Source organism: Streptomyces lateritius (assembly GCF_014649715.1).
Taxonomy (GTDB): Bacteria; Actinomycetota; Actinomycetes; order Streptomycetales; family Streptomycetaceae; genus Streptomyces; species Streptomyces lateritius.
On the sequence record NZ_BMTO01000013.1, the window covers coordinates 150,373 to 169,696 of the forward strand.

General features: G+C 69.9%; 16 protein-coding genes and 1 riboswitch. Of the genes, 13 read left to right on the plus strand and 3 right to left on the minus strand.

Annotated features, from left to right (window positions below):
- Positions 1-74 precede the first annotated feature (74 nt).
- The 3 genes from glyA to gcvT all read right to left on the minus strand — a co-directional run bounded on the left by glyA (position 75) and on the right by gcvT (position 2,965).
- Entirely contained in the window at positions 75-1,334 is a 1,260-nt protein-coding gene (gene glyA, locus IE136_RS25385) for a serine hydroxymethyltransferase (protein ID WP_158990689.1), read from the minus strand.
- 28 nt (positions 1,335-1,362) lie between these two features.
- A complete protein-coding gene (gcvH, locus tag IE136_RS25390) occupies positions 1,363-1,740 on the minus strand; it encodes a glycine cleavage system protein GcvH (RefSeq protein WP_158990691.1) in 378 nt (125 codons plus the stop codon).
- 100 nt (positions 1,741-1,840) lie between these two features.
- Entirely contained in the window at positions 1,841-2,965 is a 1,125-nt protein-coding gene (gene gcvT / locus IE136_RS25395) for a glycine cleavage system aminomethyltransferase GcvT (protein WP_158990693.1), read from the minus strand.
- Positions 2,966-3,111: 146 nt separating this feature from the next.
- Positions 3,112-3,224: riboswitch (glycine riboswitch) on the minus strand.
- A gap of 138 nt (positions 3,225-3,362) precedes the next feature.
- Here gcvT and IE136_RS25400 point away from each other — a divergent pair.
- The 13 genes from IE136_RS25400 (at position 3,363) to IE136_RS25460 (ending at position 19,249) form a co-directional block, all read left to right on the plus strand.
- Positions 3,363-4,034 (plus strand): AAA family ATPase, encoded by a 672-nt coding sequence (locus tag IE136_RS25400; RefSeq protein WP_189601503.1) that lies wholly within the window; start codon positions 3,363-3,365, stop codon positions 4,032-4,034.
- 222 nt (positions 4,035-4,256) lie between these two features.
- Positions 4,257-4,988, plus strand: a complete 732-nt coding sequence (locus IE136_RS25405; protein ID WP_189601524.1) for an enhanced serine sensitivity protein SseB — start codon at positions 4,257-4,259, stop codon at positions 4,986-4,988.
- Between the two features lie 40 nt (positions 4,989-5,028).
- Complete coding sequence (locus IE136_RS25410; RefSeq protein ID WP_189601504.1) at positions 5,029-5,811, plus strand: enhanced serine sensitivity protein SseB C-terminal domain-containing protein; 783 nt, start codon at positions 5,029-5,031, stop codon at positions 5,809-5,811.
- A gap of 331 nt (positions 5,812-6,142) precedes the next feature.
- Entirely contained in the window at positions 6,143-7,141 is a 999-nt protein-coding gene (locus IE136_RS25415) for an ABC transporter permease (protein WP_158990699.1), read from the plus strand.
- Between the two features lie 26 nt (positions 7,142-7,167).
- The gene (locus IE136_RS25420) at positions 7,168-8,931 is read left to right on the plus strand and encodes an ABC transporter substrate-binding protein (RefSeq protein WP_158990701.1); all 1,764 of its coding nucleotides are present in this window, start codon (positions 7,168-7,170) and stop codon (positions 8,929-8,931) included.
- Positions 8,932-9,052: 121 nt separating this feature from the next.
- Complete coding sequence (locus IE136_RS25425) at positions 9,053-10,066, plus strand: ABC transporter permease (protein ID WP_158990703.1); 1,014 nt, start codon at positions 9,053-9,055, stop codon at positions 10,064-10,066.
- Positions 10,063-11,187, plus strand: coding sequence for an ABC transporter ATP-binding protein (locus tag IE136_RS25430; RefSeq protein ID WP_373309132.1), 1,125 nt, complete (start codon positions 10,063-10,065; stop codon positions 11,185-11,187). Before IE136_RS25425 ends, IE136_RS25430 begins: the two co-directional genes overlap by 4 nt.
- Positions 11,184-12,347, plus strand: a complete 1,164-nt coding sequence (locus IE136_RS25435; protein WP_158990707.1) for an ABC transporter ATP-binding protein — start codon at positions 11,184-11,186, stop codon at positions 12,345-12,347. The genes IE136_RS25430 and IE136_RS25435 overlap by 4 nt, the downstream gene beginning before the upstream one ends.
- Positions 12,348-12,456: 109 nt before the next feature.
- Positions 12,457-13,134 carry a trimeric intracellular cation channel family protein gene (locus IE136_RS25440; protein ID WP_158990709.1) on the plus strand — a complete coding sequence of 226 codons (678 nt, stop codon included), beginning with the start codon at positions 12,457-12,459 and terminating at the stop codon, positions 13,132-13,134.
- A gap of 22 nt (positions 13,135-13,156) precedes the next feature.
- Entirely contained in the window at positions 13,157-14,011 is an 855-nt protein-coding gene (locus tag IE136_RS25445) for a thioesterase family protein (protein WP_158990711.1), read from the plus strand.
- 677 nt (positions 14,012-14,688) lie between these two features.
- Positions 14,689-15,543 (plus strand): ParB/RepB/Spo0J family partition protein, encoded by an 855-nt coding sequence (locus IE136_RS25450; protein WP_444545722.1) that lies wholly within the window; start codon positions 14,689-14,691, stop codon positions 15,541-15,543.
- Positions 15,544-15,692: 149 nt separating this feature from the next.
- On the plus strand, positions 15,693-18,194 hold the full coding sequence (pepN, locus tag IE136_RS25455; protein WP_189601506.1) for an aminopeptidase N: 2,502 nt from the start codon (positions 15,693-15,695) through the stop codon (positions 18,192-18,194).
- Positions 18,194-19,249 carry an NAD(P)/FAD-dependent oxidoreductase gene (locus IE136_RS25460; protein WP_229819129.1) on the plus strand — a complete coding sequence of 352 codons (1,056 nt, stop codon included), beginning with the start codon at positions 18,194-18,196 and terminating at the stop codon, positions 19,247-19,249. The genes pepN and IE136_RS25460 overlap by 1 nt, the downstream gene beginning before the upstream one ends.
- Positions 19,250-19,324 lie beyond the last annotated feature (75 nt).

Below are 19,324 nucleotides of genomic sequence, written 5' to 3' on the forward strand. Positions count from 1 at the left end.
TGGGGTGGGGCACCGCGCTCACAGTCCAGTGTGCGCGGTGCCCCGGAGGTTCGTCCGAACAAAAGGGTACGAAATTACTTCAGGCCGGGGTACAGCGGGTGCTTGTCGGCCAGCGCGGTCACACGCGCCTTCAGGGCCTCCGCGTCGAAACCGGGCTTCAGGGTCTCCGCGATGATGTCGGCGACCTCGGTGAAGTCCTCGGTGCCGAAACCGCGGGTGGCGAGCGCCGGCGTACCGATCCGCAGACCCGAGGTGACCATCGGCGGCCGGGGGTCGTTCGGGACGGCGTTCCGGTTGACCGTGATGCCGACCTCGTGGAGGCGGTCCTCGGCCTGCTGGCCGTCGAGCTCGCTGTCGCGCAGGTCGACGAGGACCAGGTGCACGTCCGTGCCGCCGGACAGGACCGACACGCCGTACTGGGTGACGTCGTCGCGGACCAGGCGCTCGGCGAGGATGCGGGCACCGTCGACCGTGCGCTGCTGGCGCTCCTTGAACTCCTCCGAGGCCGCGACCTTGAAGGAGACGGCCTTGGCCGCGATCACGTGCTCCAGCGGGCCGCCCTGGAAACCGGGGAAGACCGAGGAGTTCAGCTTCTTCGCGAACTCCTTCTTGGCCAGGATGATGCCGCCGCGCGGGCCGCCGAGCGTCTTGTGCGTGGTGGAGGTCACCACGTCCGCGTACTCGACCGGGTTGGGGTGCAGACCGGCCGCGACCAGGCCCGCGAAGTGCGCCATGTCGACCCACAGGTAGGCGCCGACCTCGTCCGCGATCCGGCGGAACTCCGCGAAGTCCAGCTGACGCGGGTAGGCGGACCAGCCCGCGATGATCACCTTGGGGTGGTTCTCCTTGGCCAGGCGCTCGACCTCTGCCATGTCGACCAGGCCGGCCTCGTCGACGTGGTAGGCGACCACGTTGAACTGCTTGCCGGAGAAGTTCAGGCGCATGCCGTGCGTGAGGTGGCCGCCGTGGGCCAGGTCCAGGCCGAGGATCGTGTCGCCGGGCTGGGCGATCGCGAAGAGCGCGGCCTGGTTGGCGGAGGCGCCGGAGTGCGGCTGGACGTTGGCGTACTCGGCGCCGAACAGGTCCTTGACCCGGTCGATCGCGATCTGCTCGGCGACGTCGACGTGCTCGCAGCCGCCGTAGTAGCGGCGGCCGGGGTAGCCCTCGGCGTACTTGTTGGTGAGAACGGAGCCCTGGGCCTCCATGACCGCGACCGGAGCGAAGTTCTCCGAGGCGATCATCTCGAGGGTGGACTGCTGGCGGCGGAGCTCGGCGTCGACGGCGGCGGCGACGTCGGGGTCCAGCTCGTGGAGAGGGGTGTTCAGAAGCGACATGAATCGATCCCTGGGGTCTCGGTCTCGGTTAGCCGGCGGTGAAAGCGGCGTACTCGTCGGCGGTGAGCAGATCGTCCGGCTCGTCCGTGATGCGCACCTTGAACAGCCAGCCGCCCTCGAACGGAGCGGTGTTCACCAGGGAGGGGTCGTCCACGACGTCCTGGTTGGCCGCGACGACCTCGCCGGTGACCGGGGCGTACAGGTCGCTGACGGACTTGGTCGACTCCAGCTCGCCACAGGACTCGCCCGCGGTGATGGTGTCCCCGACCTCGGGGAGCTGGGCGTAGACGACGTCACCGAGCGCGTTGGCCGCGAACTCCGTGATGCCGACCGTCGCGACGCCGTCCTCGGCGGTCGACAGCCACTCGTGCTCCTTGGTGTAGCGCAGCTGCTGGGGGTTGCTCATGGCCTGATTCTCCTGGATCGGGGGAGTGCTGATGAACGTGGGTCTTGCGAGGTGAGACACACCGTGAGACACCGGTGCGGGACCGAGTGGGACGGAAACGTCACTTCTGGCGCTTGTAGAACGGCAGCGCAACGACCTCGTACGGCTCGTGCGTGCCGCGGATGTCCACACCTACACCCTGCGTCCCGGGCTCGGCGTGCGCCGCGTCCACGTACGCCATGGCGATCGGCTTGCCGAGTGTCGGGGAGGGGGCGCCGGAGGTGACCTCGCCGACGACCTCGCCGTTCGCCACGACCGGGAAGCCGGCGCGCGGGACCCGGCGGCCCTCGGCGATCAGGCCGACGAGCTTGCGCGGCGGGTTGGTGGCGGCGCGCTCGGCGGCGGCCTCCAGGGCCTTGCGGCCGACGAAGTCGCCGCCGTTGGTCGTCTTCTCGAACTTGACGACCCGGCCCAGGCCCGCGTCGAACGGGGTGAGGGAGGTGGTCAGCTCGTGCCCGTACAGCGGCATGCCCGCCTCCAGGCGGAGCGTGTCACGGCAGGACAGGCCGCAGGGGATCAGGCCGACGGGGGCGCCGGCCTCGGTCAGCGCCTTCCAGACGCCCTCGGCGTGCTCGGGCTTCAGGAAGAGCTCGAAGCCGTCCTCGCCGGTGTAGCCGGTACGGGCGATCAGCGCGGGCACCCCGGCGACCGTGCCGGGCAGCCCCGCGTAGTACTTCAGCCCGTCCAGGTCGGCATCGGTCAGCGACTTCAGGATGCCGGGGGACTCCGGGCCCTGGACGGCGATCAGGGCGTACGCGTCACGGTCGTCGCGGACCTCGGCGTCGAAGCCGGCCGCGCGCTCGGTGAGCGCGTCGAGGACGGTCTGCGCGTTGGAGGCGTTGGCGACGACCATGTACTCCCGCTCCTGGAGCCGGTACACGATCAGGTCGTCGAGGATGCCGCCGTCCTCCTGGCAGATCATCGTGTAGCGGGCGCGGCCGAGGCCCACCGTGGAGATGTTGCCGACCAGCGCGTGGTCGAGCAGCTCGACGGCCTGCGGGCCGGTGACCGTGATCTCTCCCATGTGGGAGAGGTCGAAGAGACCGGCCTTGGTGCGGACGGCGTTGTGCTCGTCGCGCTCGCTGCCGTAGCGCAGCGGCATGTCCCAGCCCGCGAAGTCGGTCATGGTCGCGCCCAGGGAGCGATGCAGGGCATCGAGGGCGGTCAGGCGGGGGGCAGTGCTCATCGGTGTGGCTCCCGGGTCCCAGGGCAGAAATCATGACGGAGGAGGACGTCCTCCCCATCTGTCATGGAACCTGAGAGGTTCACCGAGGGCATCCCCGGCTTGCACCTTGGGTGGGGCGCGACGACGCGCCCGCTTTTCAGATCTGCCTCATCCACGCGGTACGGGGCCTGAGAGATTCAAGGGAGGGTCTTGCTCCTTCGGCGCCCGGACTGCTACAGCACTGCTACAGCCCTGTCCGGGACTCTCCCGCGCGGATTCGAGCGGCCAGTATGTGGTTGTGTGCGCTTGGCGCGCACATCATTGCACGCGGGGTCTGATCGGCAAATCGCTTGTGCCTCATTACCGTTTCTTTACACTTCTTGGGAAGGGTCCTCAGGACCCGACAGGGGGAGAGGCGATGACGTTCCACCACACCGGCGCATACGCGACGGGCACGGGGATACCGGCCCAGCGCGCCCGGGCGAGAACCCGCAGGCGCCACTCCGTCACGCCCCTCCTCCGTGACCTGCGCGAGCGGGGCGGCCGGGGCCCCCGCACCCTCGCCTTCGCCCTCGGTGACCTCGTGGTCGTCTCCGGGCTGCCCGGCAGCGGCAAGTCGACGCTGATGCGGCGCGCGGCCGACGGCCTGGGCATCGATTCGCAGGACGTCCGTGAGCGGTGGGAAGCGCGGATGCCCCGCTTCCTGCCGTACGCCGTCTACCGCCCGCTCGTCCGGATCGCCCACTACGCCGGGCTGCGCCGTGCCCTGCGCGCGGGGCGCAGCGTGATCGTCCACGACTGCGGCACCCAGTCCTGGGTGCGGAACTGGCTGGCGCGCGAGGCGCGGCGCCGGGGCCGCTCCCTGCATCTGATCCTGCTCGACGTCCCCCCCGCCACGGCCCGCGCGGGGCAGCGGGAGCGCGGCCGCGGGGTGTCCGGCTACGCCTTCGCCCGCCACCGCCGGGCGGTCGGCCGGATGCTGCACTCCGTCGAGACCGGCCGCCTGCCCCGAGGCTGCGACTCGGCGACCCTCCTCGACCGGGACGCGGCCGGCGCCCTGCGGACGATCGGTTTCCGCGACGCGGACTGACACCCGTACCGACACCCGTACCGACGCCCGTACCGACGGCCCGGCCGACGGCCGGATCACCCGGACGGGCGCCCGGGCCGACGAGGCGGTACCGGCCGCCGATGCGGACCGGCGCGCTCCGTACGCTTTTGGCCACGACGGCGTCAGGGCGGCGTTAGGGTTCTGCCCGGAAGGCGCCGTGACTAGGGCGCGTGAGAAGAGGAACCGAGGACCGTGGACGTCATGTGGCCGGGCAATGAGCTCGAAGAGGTGCTGGCCGCCTCGCTCGGCAACCCCGCCGCAGGGGGCCGGCTCGTCGAAGTGCTCGGACGGAGCCCCGTCTGGGTGCCCCTGCCCAACGGCGGCGGGCCCGACAGCACCGATCTCGACCTGCCCACCCTGGAGATCGACGGCCTCCCCTACGTCCCCGTCTTCAGCTCCGAGCAGCAGTTCCTGGCCTGCGTCGGCAGTCACATGTCCTTCACCGTCGCGCCCGCCCGTGACTTCGCCCGCGGACTGCCCCCGCAGCTCGGCATCGCCGTGAACCCGGGCGGCACCGTCGGCGCCCCGCTGCCGCCGCCCGCCGTCGCCGAGCTCTGCCGGGTCGGCCGCACCCCGCTGGACGGCCCCGCGAGCGGCGGCCGGGTCCGTCTCTTCGAACCGGACTGGCAGGACGACCCCGTCGACTTCCTCGCCGCCGCCGCCGCCGAGTTCGAGGCCACCGGCGTCGTCGTCAGCGCCCGCCGCGCCCTGGCCAGCGTCGAGGGCACCGAGCCGGCCCTCTTCGTCGGAGTCCAGCTCGCCGGCTGGGACGGCGTCGACCGCAACGCTCCGCTCGACGCCCTCGGGCGCGCGCTCGGCCGGGTCGAGGTGGCCTGGCCGGTCAATCTCATCCTCCTGGACGTTGCGCAGGACCCGGTCGGCGACTGGATGCTGGAGAAGGTGCGCCCCTTCTACCAGCGGGCCTCCGCATAACTAAGCTGATTCGGTGGACGAAAGAGGGGCGGAACCCAGGGTGAGCGCGTCAGGCACCGCTGCGGCCGGACAGGTCGAGCACATGCTGCGCCAAGTGGCACCCGGACGCTACGACGCGTACGAGCAGCTGCTGCACGCCCTGGCCGACGGCCGTCTCTGGATGCTGCTCTGGTCCGGTGCGCCCGGCTCGCCGGACGCCCAGTACGGAAACATGGAGGTCGACGGCCTCGGGTACGCCCCCTGCGTCACCTCGGCCCAGGAGCTCGCCGCCTCCGGCTGGAACCGCGCCCACGAGGTGGTCACCGGCCACGACATCGCCCGTGCGCTCTACCCCGACCGCTGGGGCGTCTGGCTCAACCCGCACGACCCCGGCGGCGGCGTCGGCATCCCGTGGGCCGACCTCCGCAGGATCGCCACGGGCCTGGACCGGATGCCCGCCGGACCCCTGCGGCTCTCCGAGCCCGCCCTGGAGATCCCGCAGTTCTACGCCCTGCTGACCCAGAACGCCCACCGCACCCCGTCCGTACGGACGCTGCGCCGCGCCTGGGTGCAGCCCGCGCTCGGCTCCCCGTACCTCGCCATCGGTCTCGACCTCTACGACACCTCCGCGGCCTCGGTCGAGGCGGTGCGCGCCATGATGCGCCAGTCGATCTCCGCGGTCCCCGACGGCCTGCCCGTCTCGACGGTCGCCATGTCCGACGCGTACGACCCGGTGGCGATGTGGCTGCGGGCCAACGCGCGCCCCTTCTACGACCGGGACGCGCACGCCGCCCCGGCCGCTCCGCACCAGGGCTCCGGCTACGGGTACGGGTACCCCAATTAGCCGTCTCGCCGTGGGCGTTGGCCTTATGTCCGACTTGATGGATTAGTGGCCGAGATGGTCCGCTGAGGCGATCGCCCCGTCCGGATAACGGAAGTTCACGAACCGCATCACGGTTGAGCAAACATTCCCCGTGAGGTCTGGCGGGTGATCGTAAACCCGTTGAAGACTCCCCGCTAACGAAGGACGTCGGTCCTTTGTGCGAGCCGCATCACATGCGGCGTTCTGGGTAATTTCCGCACCATCGGTACCGCTTGCACCACTGATGCGAGAACGGCCGTTGCGGTGACGGGGTATGGGCCGGCTACCGCCGGCCGGGAGGGGTCTAGGCACTGTGACCGCACCGATCGAGACCACCGGACCGGCTGCCGAGGCGCAGCCGGAGGCAGTACTCACGGGGGCCAAACAGAGCCAGATCGAGGGGCGTTCTCTCGGCCAGATCGCCTGGGCGCGCTTCAAGCGCGACAAGCTGGCGGTCGCGGGCGGCGTCGTCGTCCTCCTGCTGATCCTGCTCGCCGTCCTCGCCAAGCCGATCCAGGCGATCTTCGGTCTCGACCCGAACGAGTTCCACCAGGACCTCATCGACCCCGCACTGCTGGCGCCCAAGGGCGCCTGGGGCGGTATGAGCTGGGACCACCCGCTGGGCGTCGACCCGCAGTTCGGCCGCGACCTGCTGGCCCGCATCATCGAGGGCTCCTGGGTCTCCCTGCTGGTCGCCGGCGGTGCCACGGTCCTCTCCGTGGTCATCGGCGTGGTCATGGGCGTCGTCGCCGGCTTCTACGGCGGCTGGGTCGACACCGTGATCAGCCGCATGATGGACACGTTCCTGGCGTTCCCTCTCCTCCTCTTCGCGATCTCCCTCTCGGCGACCCTGCAGGACGGCGCGTTCGGCCTGAGCGGTCTTCCCCTGCGGATCAGCGTGCTGATCTTCGTGATCGGCTTCTTCAGCTGGCCGTACATGGGCCGCATCGTGCGGGCGCAGACGATGACCTTGCGCAACCGCGAGTTCGTCGAGGCGGCCAGGTCCCTCGGCGCCCGCGGTCCGTTCATCCTCTTCCGGGAGCTGCTGCCCAACCTGGTCGCGCCGATCCTGGTCTATGCCACGCTGCTGATCCCCACCAACATCCTCTTCGAGGCGGGTCTCAGCTACCTCGGCGTCGGCATCGCACCGCCGCAGGCCTCCTGGGGCGGAATGCTCACCACCGCGGTCGACACCTACCAGGCCGATCCGCAGTACATGTTCGTGCCGGGCCTGGCGATCTTCATCACGGTCCTGGCCTTCAACCTGCTGGGCGACGGGCTGCGAGACGCCCTCGACCCTCGCAGCAAGTAACCAACGATTGAGGGGGCTTTCCTCAGGTGAAGACGAGAAAAACGACTCTTCTGGTCGCCACGACAGTGGTGCTGGCGCTGGGGGCGTCCGCGTGCGGTGGTTCCAAGGACGACGAGGGCGGCAAGGGCGGCAAGGGCGGTTCGGCCGCGGCCGACGCCGCGCTGACGTCGATCGTCAACAAGTCCGAGAAGAAGGGCGGCACGGTCTCGTTCGAGATGTCGGACGAGCCGGACTCCCTCGACCCGGGCAACACGTACTACGGCTGGGTGCAGAACTTCTCCCGCCTGTACGGCCGTACGCTGACCTCCTTCAAGCCGGCCGCCGGTAAGGAAGGCCTCAAGGTCGTCCCCGACCTCGCCGAGTCCCTGGGCAAGCCCAGCGCCGACGCGAAGACCTGGACCTACACCCTGAAGAAGGGGCTGAAGTTCCAGGACGGCACGCCGATCACGTCGAAGGACGTGAAGTACGCCGTCGAGCGTTCGAACTTCGCCCCCGAGGCGCTGTCGAACGGCCCGACGTACTTCAAGGCGCACCTCGTGGGCGGCGACAAGTACCAGGGTCCGTACAAGGACAAGAACCCGGCCGGCATCGCCTCCATCGAGACGCCGGACGACACGACGATCGTCTTCAAGCTGAAGAACGCCTTCGCGGACTTCGACTACCTGGCGACCTTCTCGCAGACCGCTCCGGTGCCGCGCGCTGCCGACAAGGGCGCCGAGTACGTCAAGCACATCGTCTCCAGCGGTCCGTACAAGTTCTCCTCCTACGAGGAGGGCAAGGGCGCGACCCTCGTCCGCAACGAGAACTGGGACGCGAAGACCGACCCGATCCGCCCGGCCCTGCCGGACAAGATCACGGTCCGCTTCGGTGTGAAGCAGGAGACGGTCGACGCGAACCTGATCTCCGACAACCTCACCGTCGACGGCGCCGGCACCGGTGTCGCCCCGGCGACCCAGCCGAAGGTCCTCACCGACCCCAAGCTGAAGAAGCAGACGGACAACCCGTACGCGGGCGCCACGTCCTACATCGGCCTGAACGTCAACGTCGCGCCGTTCAACAACATCGAGTGCCGCAAGGCCGTCCAGTGGGGCCTCGACAAGGCGTCGGTCCAGGCCGCCGCCGGTGGCGACCCCAAGGGTGACGTGGCCAGCACGCTGATCCCGCCGAGCGTCGCGGGCTACAGCAAGTTCAACCTGTACGAGACCGCCGGCAACAAGGGCGACGAGGCCAAGGCCAAGGCCGCCCTCGCCAAGTGCGGCCACCCGAACGGCTTCAAGACCAACCTGTCGGCCCGTTCGGACCGTCCCTCCGAGATGGCCATGGCCACCGCGGTGCAGGCGTCGCTGAAGAAGATCGGCATCGAGGCGGAGATCAAGTCCTTCCCGGCCGGTAAGTACTTCCAGAACTTCGCGGGCAACCCGAGCTACGTCAAGGCCAACAAGCTCGGCATGATCATGACCGCGTGGGGCGCCGACTGGCCGACCGGCTTCGGCTTCCTGGACCAGATCATCAACGGCTCGGCCATCAAGCCGTCCGGTGGCAACAACGTCCAGGAGCTGAACGACCCGGCGATCAACAAGATGCTGAACGAGGGCATCGCGACGACCGACACCGCCGCCCGGGAGAAGATCTGGGGCGAGGTCGACAAGGCCGTCGCCGAGGGTGGCACCGCGGTGCCGCTGCTCTACCGCAAGAACCTGCTCCTGCGTCCCGCGTCGGCGACCAACGTCACCGTCAGCGAGGCCTACCTGGGCATGTACGACTACCTGCTCATGGGCTCCGCCAAGTAGCAGCGGGTTCCGCCACCCCGAGAGTTCGAAAGGCAGGTGATGGCTTCGGTGCCCGCCGTGCCGGCCAAGTGATCCCCATAAGGGACCACCGGCCGCCGGCGGGCACCGAAGCCGGATAGCTGTGGCTGCGTACTTCATCCGACGCGTCTTCGGCGCGGTGCTCCTGCTGCTGGTCGTCAGCGCGGTCACCTTCGCGATCTTCTTCCTCGTCCCCCGCATGGCGGGCCAGACGATGGACCAACTGGCGGCCCAGTACGTGGGCAAGGACGCCAACCCCGACACGGTGGCAGCGGTCAAGAAGAACCTTGGCCTCGACCAGCCGCTCTACGCCCAGTACTGGGACTTCATCCGGCAGATCTTCGTCGGCGCCGACTACAAGTTCGGGCCGGACGTCCAGCACTGCGACGCCCCCTGCTTCGGCTACTCGTTCAAGCGTCACATCGAGGTGTGGCCCGAGATCGTGAGCCGTATCCCGGTCACGTTCTCGCTCGCCATCGGCGCGGCGGTCATCTGGCTCATCAGCGGGATCGCCACCGGTGTCGTCTCGGCCCTGAAGCGCGGCTCCTTCCTGGACCGCTTCTTCATGAGCGTCGCCCTCGCCGGCGTCTCCCTGCCGATCTTCTTCACCGGCATGCTCGCCCTCGGCGTCCTCACCGTGCAGTGGCCGATCTGGTCGGACGGCATCAACTACGTGCCGTTCACCGAGAGCCCGCTCGACTGGGCCTGGAACCTGCTGGTCCCGTGGTGCTCGCTCGCCTTCCTCTACTCCGCGCTCTACGCCCGGCTCACCCGGGCCGGAATGCTGGAGACGATGAGCGAGGACTACATCCGTACGGCCCGCGCCAAGGGCCTCAAGGAGAGCCGGGTCGTCGGCAAGCACGGTCTGCGGGCCGCGCTCACCCCGATCGTCACCATCTTCGGCATGGACTTCGGTCTCCTTCTCGGCGGCGCCGTCATCACCGAGACGGTCTTCTCCTTCCAGGGCATGGGCAAGTACGCCATCAAGAGCGTGCAGGACAACGACCTGCCGATCGTGATGGGCGTGACCCTGACGGCCGCCTTCTTCATCGTCTTCTGCAATCTGCTGGTGGACCTGGTGTACGCCGCCATCGACCCCAGGGTGAGGTACTCGTGAGCGAGGTTTCCAAGGAGCAGACGGTCGGCACGCCGGCCGCCGCGGCGCTGGGAGAGCCGGTGCCCGCCCAGCGCTCCGGCACCGAGGACACCTTCCTCTCCGTCCGTGACCTGCGGATCCACTTCCGCACCGACGACGGCCTGGTCAAGTCGGTCGACGGCGTCAGTTTCGACGTCAAGGCCGGCGAGACGCTCGGCATCGTCGGCGAGTCGGGCTCCGGCAAGTCGGTCACCTCGCTGGGCGTGATGGGACTCCACCACGCCGCGCCGAACGCGCGGATCTCCGGCGAGGTCTGGCTGGACGGCGAGGAGCTGATCGGCGCCGACCCCGAGCACGTACGGCAGCTGCGCGGCCAGAAGATGGCCATGATCTTCCAGGACCCGCTCTCCGCGATGCACCCGTACTACACGGTCGGCGCGCAGATCGTGGAGGCGTACCGCGTCCACAACAAGGTCACCAGGAAGGTGGCCCGTGCCCGCGCGATCGAGATGCTCGACCGCGTCGGCATCCCGGAGCCGGGCAAGCGCGTCGACTCCTACCCGCACGAGTTCTCCGGCGGTATGCGCCAGCGCGCGATGATCGCGATGGCGCTGGTCAACAACCCGCAGCTGCTCATCGCGGACGAGCCGACGACCGCGCTCGACGTGACCGTGCAGGCGCAGATCCTGGATCTGATCCGGGACCTCCAGAAGGAGTTCGGCTCCGCGGTCATCATGATCACCCACGACCTGGGTGTCGTCGCCGAGATGGCCGACAAGCTGCTCGTGATGTACGGCGGCCGATGCATCGAGCGCGGCACCGCCGAACAGGTCTTCTACGAGCCGCGGCACCCGTACACCTGGGGCCTGCTCGGGTCGATGCCGCGCATCGACCGGGACCAGACCGAACGGCTGATCCCCGTCAAGGGCTCCCCGCCGTCGCTGATCAACGTCCCGGACGGGTGCGCCTTCAACCCGCGCTGTCCCTACGCGGACATCCCGAAGGACAACATCACGCGGACCACACGCCCCGAGCTGACGGAGACCGGGAGCGGCTTCGGCAGCGGGCATTTCTCCGCCTGCCACATGTCGCAGGAGGAGCGGACCCGGATCTGGACCGAAGAGATTGCGCCGAAGCTGTGACCGATAACAACGCAACCGACAGCGCATCCGTCGAGCCGCTGCTCAAGGTGGAGGGGCTGGTCAAGCACTTTCCGATCAGGAAGGGCCTGCTCCAGCGCCAGACCGGCGCGGTCAAGGCGGTCGACGGTCTGTCCTTCGACGTCCGCCCGGGCGAGACCCTGGGCGTCGTGGGGGAGTCCGGCTGCGGCAAGTCGACGATGGGCCGGCTGATCACCCGGCTGCTCGAACCGACCGGTGGCAAGGTCGAGTTCGCGGGCCACGACATCACCCACATGTCGGCGGGTCAGCTGCGGCCGCTGCGCCGTGACATCCAGATGATCTTCCAGGACCCGTACTCGTCGCTGAACCCGCGCCACACCATCGGCACGATCGTCGGCGCGCCCTTCAAGCTGCAGGGCGTGCAGCCCGAGGGCGGGGTCAAGAAGGAGGTCCAGCGTCTGCTGGGCCTGGTGGGTCTCAACCCCGAGCACTACAACCGCTATCCGCACGAGTTCTCGGGCGGTCAGCGGCAGCGCATCGGCATCGCGCGGGCCCTCGCGCTCAATCCGAAACTGGTCGTGGCCGACGAGCCGGTCTCGGCGCTCGACGTCTCGATCCAGGCGCAGGTGGTGAACCTGCTGGACGATCTCCAGGACGAGCTGGGCCTCACGTACGTGATCATCGCCCACGACCTGTCGGTGATCCGCCATGTCTCGGACCGGATCGCCGTGATGTACCTGGGCAAGATCGTCGAGCTGGCGGACCGGAAGTCGCTGTACGAGGCGCCGATGCACCCGTACACCAAGGCGCTGATGTCGGCGGTGCCGGTGCCGGACCCGCGGCGCAGGGGCGCCAAGAGCGAGCGCATCCTGCTCAAGGGTGACGTGCCCTCGCCGATCGCGCCGCCGAGCGGCTGCCGGTTCCACACCCGCTGCTGGAAGGCGACGGAGATCTGCGGAACGCAGGAACCGCCGCTGCTCGAGCTGAAGCCGGGCCGGCGGGTGGCCTGCCACCACCCGGAGAACGCGGAGGACCAGGTGCCGGACGACAAGGTGCTGCCGTCGGCACGAGAGGCGGTGGAGATCGTCTCGGTGTCGAAGGCGGAGCCGGCCTCGACGACTGAACCGGCGTCGAAGCCCGGGCCGGTGTCGAAGACCGAGCCGGAGCCGGACAGCGTGTAACCCTGGGGCTCCGGGAGCCCCTCGGGGGCCGTGAGGCCCCTGTCGTGTCCGCCCCCGGCCGTGCAGGCCGGGGGCTGGCCGCCGTCGCGGCGGGCGGCACAATGTCCTGGTGCTCCACGAACTGTTCACCCCCTCCGTTCAACACGCGCTCGACCTCGTCGGCATCTTCGTCTTCGCCATCTCCGGCGCCCTGCTCGCCGTCCGCAAGAACTTCGACGTCTTCGGCATCGCCGTCCTCGCCGAGGTCACCGCCCTCGGCGGCGGCCTCTTCCGCGACCTGATCATCGGCGCTGTGCCCCCCGCGGCCTTCACCGATCTCGGCTACTTCCTCATGCCGCTGGTCGCGACCGTCCTCGTCTTCTTCCTGCATCCTCAGGTGGAGCGCACCCAGACCGCCGTCAACGTCTTCGACGCGGCCGGCCTGGGGCTGTTCTGTGTCGCGGGAACCGTCAAGGCGTACGAGTACGGGCTCGGTCTGACGTCCTCGGCCGCACTGGGGCTCGCCACCGCCGTCGGCGGGGGTGTCCTGCGCGACGTGCTCGCCAACGAGGTGCCGTCGCTGCTGCGCTGGGACCGTGATCTGTACGCCGTCCCGGCGATCGTCGGAGCCACGATGGTGGTGCTGTGCATCCGCTTCGAGGTGCTGAACGGCGTCACGAGCGGCCTCGCGGCACTGACCGCGTTCGTGCTGCGGCTGCTGGCCATGCGCTTCCACTGGCGGGCCCCGCGCGCCTGGAACAGACGCTCGTCCGCGACGGAGGAGACCGAAAAAGCTACCGCTTGGTAATCAGTTGTTGTAGCGTGCCACCATGGCACAGGCAGCGCAGGTCAAGGCGACCATCGGGGACAGTGAGTTCGACCGCGACACGGCCGTCACACCGCGCGAACCGGGCGTGTACGACGCGGAACTCTCCGCGGGCTGGACCATCATCCACGCGGTCAACGGCGGATACCTCCTCGCGCTCCTCGGCCGCGCCCTCGGCGACGCCCTGCCGCACCCGGACCCCTTCACGGTCTCCGCGCACTACCTCACGCCCTCCGTGCCCGGCCCGGCCGTCGTCCGCACCCAGGTGATCCGGACCGGCCGCACCCTCTCCACCGGTCAGGCCTCGCTCTTCCAGTACGCCGAGGACGGCACCGAGGTCGAGCGCCTGCGGGTCCTCGCCTCGTACGGAGACCTCGACGCGCTCTCCGACGAGGTCCGCACCACGGCGACACCGCCGGCCATCCCGCCGCGCGAGCACTGCCTCGGGCCCTCCGACGGACCCGCGCCCAAGATCCCCGGCTCCTCCGCGATCACGGAGCGCCTCGACATCAAGCTCGACCCGGCGACGGTGGGATGGGCCGTCGGCGCTCCCTCCGGCAAGGGTGAGATGCGCGGCTGGTTCGGTCTGGCCGACGGCCGCGACGCCGACCCCTTCTCGCTGCTGCTCACCGTCGACGCGCTGCCGCCGACCTCCTTCGAGATGGGCCTGAAGGGATGGACGCCGACCGTGGAACTGACCACGCACATCCGCTGCCGTCCGGCCCCCGGCCCGCTGCGCGTCGCCATCACCACCCGCAACCTCGCGGGCGGCTTCCTCGAGGAGGACGCCGAGGTGTGGGACAGCGCCGGCCGTCTGGTCGCCCAGTCCCGCCAGCTGGCCAGGGCGCCGCGCGCCTGAGAGGCGTTCCGCCTCCTCGCGCCGCGCGCGGCGCGGCCGCGCGCGTCTTGGGACATATGCCCCAACCTCATGCCGATCCGGTATGCCCAACCGCTTCCCCGCTTGATCCATTGCGCGTTCGCATCACGTATGCGAACGCGTAAATTTTTGCGTAACCATCCCGTGACCTGGCTCGTACCGGTCGGTCGCGAGGCCCGGGTGAAGCAATGGGAATGGCGACCGTGCCGCATTTGTATTCGTTTGGGTGTGTCCTCTCTCCATCTGTGTGAGACGTGGCATCCGTCTCACCTGTCCGCTAGTGTGTTCGCCGTATCCAATTTCCGACCAAGTGGCGCAGATTCGTTTCAAGAGAATGAATAGGCGTTGCGGGTGGAAGAGCTGATTCCTAGGAACGGTGCGCGCGTAGTCGGTTCTCAGGAGAGGGATCCTCAATGGCTGGAGCGGGGGCGCGATTGTCCACTGCGGACAGTTCGCGTGGACGCGGTGGGACGGGTTCAGGGGGACGGGCCGCCACGAGGAATGGATTATCAATCGAATTGAGCCCGGTGGAATCCGTTCCTATAAGGTCGATCCTCCCCGGAGATTCCCCTCGTCTGGCCGGTGAGGATCACGCCCACGCCCAGCTTCTCGCGGATATCGAAGACCGGCTTCCGCCCATTATCGTGCATCGCCGTTCTATGCGCGTCATCGACGGGTCGCACAGGCTCCGCGCCGCCCTGATGAGGGGGCAGGAGACCATCGACGTCCGCTTCTTCGACGGACCCGAGGACATGATCTTCCTCATCGCGGTCCAGGAGAACGTCGCGCACGGCATGCCCCTCTCCCGGACAGACCGCGAGGCCGCCGCGCGCCGGGTGCTCAGCACGCAGCCCCAGTGGTCCGACCGGGCCGTCGCCACGCTGACCGGACTGGCGGCGAAGACCGTCGGCGCACTGCGCCGGACCGTGGCGGAGCGTTCGACTGATGCCGGTCCGCAGTCGAACACCCGCGTCGGCAGGGACGGCCGGGTCCGGCCTCTCGACTACACCCAGGGGCGGCTGCGCGCCGGCGAGGTGGTCACCGCCAATCCCGAGATGCCGCTCCGGGAAGTGGCACGTCAGGCGGGAGTCTCGGTGTCCACGGCGCGGGATGTCCGCCAGCGGATCCAGCGGGGTGCCGACCCGCTGCCCGCCAAGCTGCGGCTGGTCGGCAAGGACACCGCGGCCGACCGGCGGGACCGGGAAACCGAACAGGAGTGCCAGGCGGCCGACCAGCCGCCCACTCAGCGCCGCAAGCCCGTCGCCTTCCCCGTGGCCGAGTGGTCCGCGGTCCGGCCCAAGCTGCTGCGGGACCCCCTGCTGAAGTACTCCGAGTCCGGCCGGGCCCTGCTGCGCTGGTACGACACGCACGCGATCGACGGCCAGGACCTGATGGCGAGCGTCGAGAACGTGCCGCCGCACTGGACCGCCGAGATCGCCGCCGTCGCCCGGTCCTGCGGGGAGCGGTGGCTCCGGATCGCGCGCGAACTCGACAGCCAGCAGCAAGAGGCCTGACACTCCGGGGCGGCGCCGGTCCGCCGGGGGGAAGCCGTGGGGCCGAGGTACCGGACAGGTTCTCGGCCGCCCGGATCTCCGTTGATTCCCTTGACCGGGAAACCGCATTTGTACAACGCTTTCCGGGCCCATCGTGAAAGGACGCGCAAATGCCAAGCCTGACCCATGAGGAAGCCCGTGGACGCGGTTCCTTGCTGAAGGTTCGCGGCTATCACGTCGATCTCGATCTGACGACCGGACCGACGGTTTTCCGATCGACGACGAAAATTTCTTTCGATACGCTCGAGCCGGGCGGGGAAACGTTTCTCGACATCGACCCGGCAGTACTGCACTCGATCACGCTGAACGGCCGCGGACTCCCCACCGAGAATCTGTCGGACGGCAGGTTTCCGCTGACCGGTCTCGCACCCGAGAACGAGGTCGTGGTCGTCGCCGACATGAGCTACTCGAATGAGTGCGAAGGGCTCCACCGCTACGTCGATCCGGCCGACGGTGAAACCTATGTTTATTCCTTCGTGTACGTGGACAACGCGCCACGAGTCTTCGCCTGCTTCGACCAGCCCGACCTGAAGGCCCCGTACGAGTTTGCGCTTCAGACCCCCGAAACCTGGCAGGTGCTCGGCAACAGCGACGCCGTCCGCACGGGTCCGGGACGCTGGACGCTGACGGAGTCGCCCGCGCTCGCCAGCTACCTGACCGCCGTCGTCGCCGGGCCGTACGCCTCCTTCCGTACCGAGCACGACGGCATCCCCCTGGGCCTGCACTGCCGGGCCTCCCTGGCCGACTCCCTGAAGGCCGACGCCGACGAGCTCTTCGAGATCACCGCCCAGTGCCTGGACGCGTGCAACGAACTCTTCGGCGTCCGCCACCCGTTCGGCAAGCTCGACCAGGTCTTCGTCCCCGAGTTCAGCGTGCTCTCGCTCGACCACCCAGGCTGCGTCCTGCTCCGCGAGCAGTACCTCTTCAGCTCGGCGGCCACCGACAGCGAGCGGGAGACCAGGGCCGTCGTCCTCGCCCACGGCATCTCGCTGATGTGGCTGGCCGGCCTGGTGACCAACACCTGGTGGGACGATCTGTGGCTCGGCCAGTCGCTCGCCGACTACATGGCGCACCGGATCACCAGCGAGGCCACCCGGTTCACCGGGCCGCCCACCACCTTCGCCGCCCGCAGGAAGGGCCAGGCCTACGTCCCCGACCAGCGGCCCTCCACCCACCCGGTCAGCCTTGAGGGCCCCGACGTCCGTACGGTGCTGCTGGACCTGGACCGGATCTCCTACTTCAAGGGGCACTCCGCGCTGCGGCAGCTCGCCGCCCATGTGGGCGACGACGCCCTGCGCGCCGGACTGCGCACCTTCTTCGACCGGCACGCCTACTCCACCGCCGGCTTCGCCGACTTCCTCGCCGCGATGGGCGAAGCGGCGGGCACCGACCTGACCGCCTGGGCCCGCGCATGGCTCCAGTCGGCCAACGTCAACACGCTCACCCCGGAGATCACCGTCGCCGACGGGCGCATCACCGCCGCGGCCGTTCTCCAGAGCGCCCCGGACACCCACCCGGTGCTCCGCCCGCACACCATGGACGTCGGTCTCCACTACGCCGACGACAGCGCCACCGTCCGCGTCCGCGTCGACGGAGCCCGCACCGAACTGCCGGAACTGGTCGGCCGCCCGGCACCCGACCTGCTCCTCCTCAACGACGGCGACCTGACCTACGCCAAGATCCGTTTCTCGGCCGGCTCGATGGCCGCGCTCCCGGACGTGCTTCCCCGGCTGTCCCCCCTGAACCGCGCGATGGTCTGGTGCCAGCTGCTGCTCGGGGTCCAGGACGGGACGTTCCCCGCCGCCGACCATCTCGCGCTCGTGACCGACATGGTCCGCGAGGAGACCGAGCTGTCGATCCTGGCCGAGGTCCTCGAACAGGCCCGCCACGACGTCGCCGACCGGTTCCTCGAGCCCGGGGCGCGGCCCACGGCGACGGCCCGCGTCGCCGACGCCCTGCGGGCCAGGCTGGCCCGCACCGACGCGGACGACGAACGGCTGATCACCCTCTTCCGGGCCCTGACCGACTTCACCGCGGACGCCGGCGAACTGCGCCGCTGGCTCGGGGGGAAGGGACTGCCCGAGGGGCTGGCCCTGGACACCGATCTGAGCTGGCGCGTCCGCTACCGGCTGGCCGTGCTCGGCGAACTGGACGCGGCCGGCATCGCCGCCGCCCGGGACGCGGCACCGGGCGCCACCGCCGACCAGTACGCGGCCAAGTGCCGGGCGGCCCTGCCCGACCCGGCCGCGAAGGAGTCGGCGTGGGCGGCGATCACCTCCGACCCGGGCCTGTCCAACTACGAACTGTGGGCGCTGGCCGAAGGGTTCTGGCAGCCCGAGCAGGCCGCGCTCACCGCGCCGTACGTCGACCGGTTCTTCACGGAGATGCCCCGGGCCGCCCGGCTCCGCGGCGACCTGGTCCTCGACCTGCTGCTGCGCTTCCTCTACCCGCGCTACGCGGCCACGCCCCGGACCCTCGAGGCCGCGGAGCGGATGCTCGCCCTCGACGACCTCCCGGTGACGTTGCGCCGCCGGGCCGCCGACCACACCGACGACCTCCGCCGTGCGGTCGCGGCCCGGGCGCTCCTCGGATCCGGGCGGGCGGGGGAGTAGTGGGCGCGACGCGGCGGCCCGCGCTGCGGGTGGCGATCGTGGGAGGGGGAGTGGCGGGCGCCCTGCTCGCCCTCCGGGCGGTCACGGCCCCGGCGGCGGCCCGGGTCGATCTGTTCACCGCCGGCGCCCCGGGGCAGGGCGACGCCTCGGGGGTCTCCGGCGGCCTCGTGCGGGGATTCGAGGCCGGCACGGACGCCTGCCGCGCGGCCGCGGAGAGCGTCGCCGAGATCCGCGACAGCGCCGTCCTGCGCGACTGGACCGGCTACCGGGAGACCGGATCGCTGTACGTCCTGCCCGACGGGGCCGAGACCGAGGGGCCCGTCGCCGTGCTCGCCGCGTACCTGCCCGGTTCGGCCGAGGTGATCGGACGGGACCGCGTCCTGCGGGACTTCCCCTTCCGTACGCTCCCCGACGGCGCCGTCGCCGTGGTGGAGCGGCACGCCGGCCACATCTCCCCGCAACGGCTGCGGACGGCCGCGCTGCGGGAGGCGGTCGCGGCCGGAGCGACCGTCCGCGCCACGCCCGTCGACGTCGTCACACGGGGCCCGTCGGTGCGGACCGCGGACGGCGGCGAACACCCCTACGACCACGTGGTCCTCGCCGCGGGCGCGTGGACACCGCGGCTGCTCACCCGCAGCGGACTGCCGGCGGGAGGGCTGCGCACCAAGCAGATCCAGTACAGCGTCGGCGAGACGTCCCTGGCCGGGCTCGGCTCCTTCGTCGACGAGAGCTCGGGACTCTACGGCCGGCCCTACGGGGACGGCGCCTTCCTGCTCGGGTTACCGACGGACCGCTGGGACGCCGACCCGGACACGGTCAGGCCGGACGCGTCGCTGGCGGAGCGCGTCGAGCGGTGCGCCGAGCGGGTGTTCGGGGTCCCGTTCACCGCCGGCCGTACCGTGGCCGCCTGCGACTGCTACCACGACACACCAGGGCTGCTCCTCAGACGGGTCGGCCCCGGCCTCCACACCTTCACCGGAGGGAGCGGGGGAGCGGCCAAGACCGTCCTCTCCGCGAGCAGAACAGCGGCCGCGACTCTCCTGACGTCCACCTGACGGAAAACGCACCACACAAGAGTGCCCACCGGGTCAATTCCCGGTGGGCACTCTTTTTTTTGCTCGTGTTCGACT

Excerpts from the sequence above, each read along its gene's own strand:
- gcvT (WP_158990693.1), bottom strand. The coding sequence starts at position 2,965 with ATGAGCACTGCCCCCCGCCTGACCGCCCTCGATGCCCTGCATCGCTCC.
- IE136_RS25400 (WP_189601503.1), top strand. The coding sequence starts at position 3,363 with ATGACGTTCCACCACACCGGCGCATACGCGACGGGCACGGGGATACCG.
- IE136_RS25405 (WP_189601524.1), top strand. The coding sequence starts at position 4,257 with ATGTGGCCGGGCAATGAGCTCGAAGAGGTGCTGGCCGCCTCGCTCGGC.
- IE136_RS25450 (WP_444545722.1), top strand. The coding sequence starts at position 14,689 with ATGCGCGTCATCGACGGGTCGCACAGGCTCCGCGCCGCCCTGATGAGG.
- gcvH (WP_158990691.1), bottom strand. The coding sequence starts at position 1,740 with ATGAGCAACCCCCAGCAGCTGCGCTACACCAAGGAGCACGAGTGGCTG.
- IE136_RS25445 (WP_158990711.1), top strand. The coding sequence starts at position 13,157 with ATGGCACAGGCAGCGCAGGTCAAGGCGACCATCGGGGACAGTGAGTTC.
- glyA (WP_158990689.1), bottom strand. The coding sequence starts at position 1,334 with ATGTCGCTTCTGAACACCCCTCTCCACGAGCTGGACCCCGACGTCGCC.
- pepN (WP_189601506.1), top strand. The coding sequence starts at position 15,693 with ATGCCAAGCCTGACCCATGAGGAAGCCCGTGGACGCGGTTCCTTGCTG.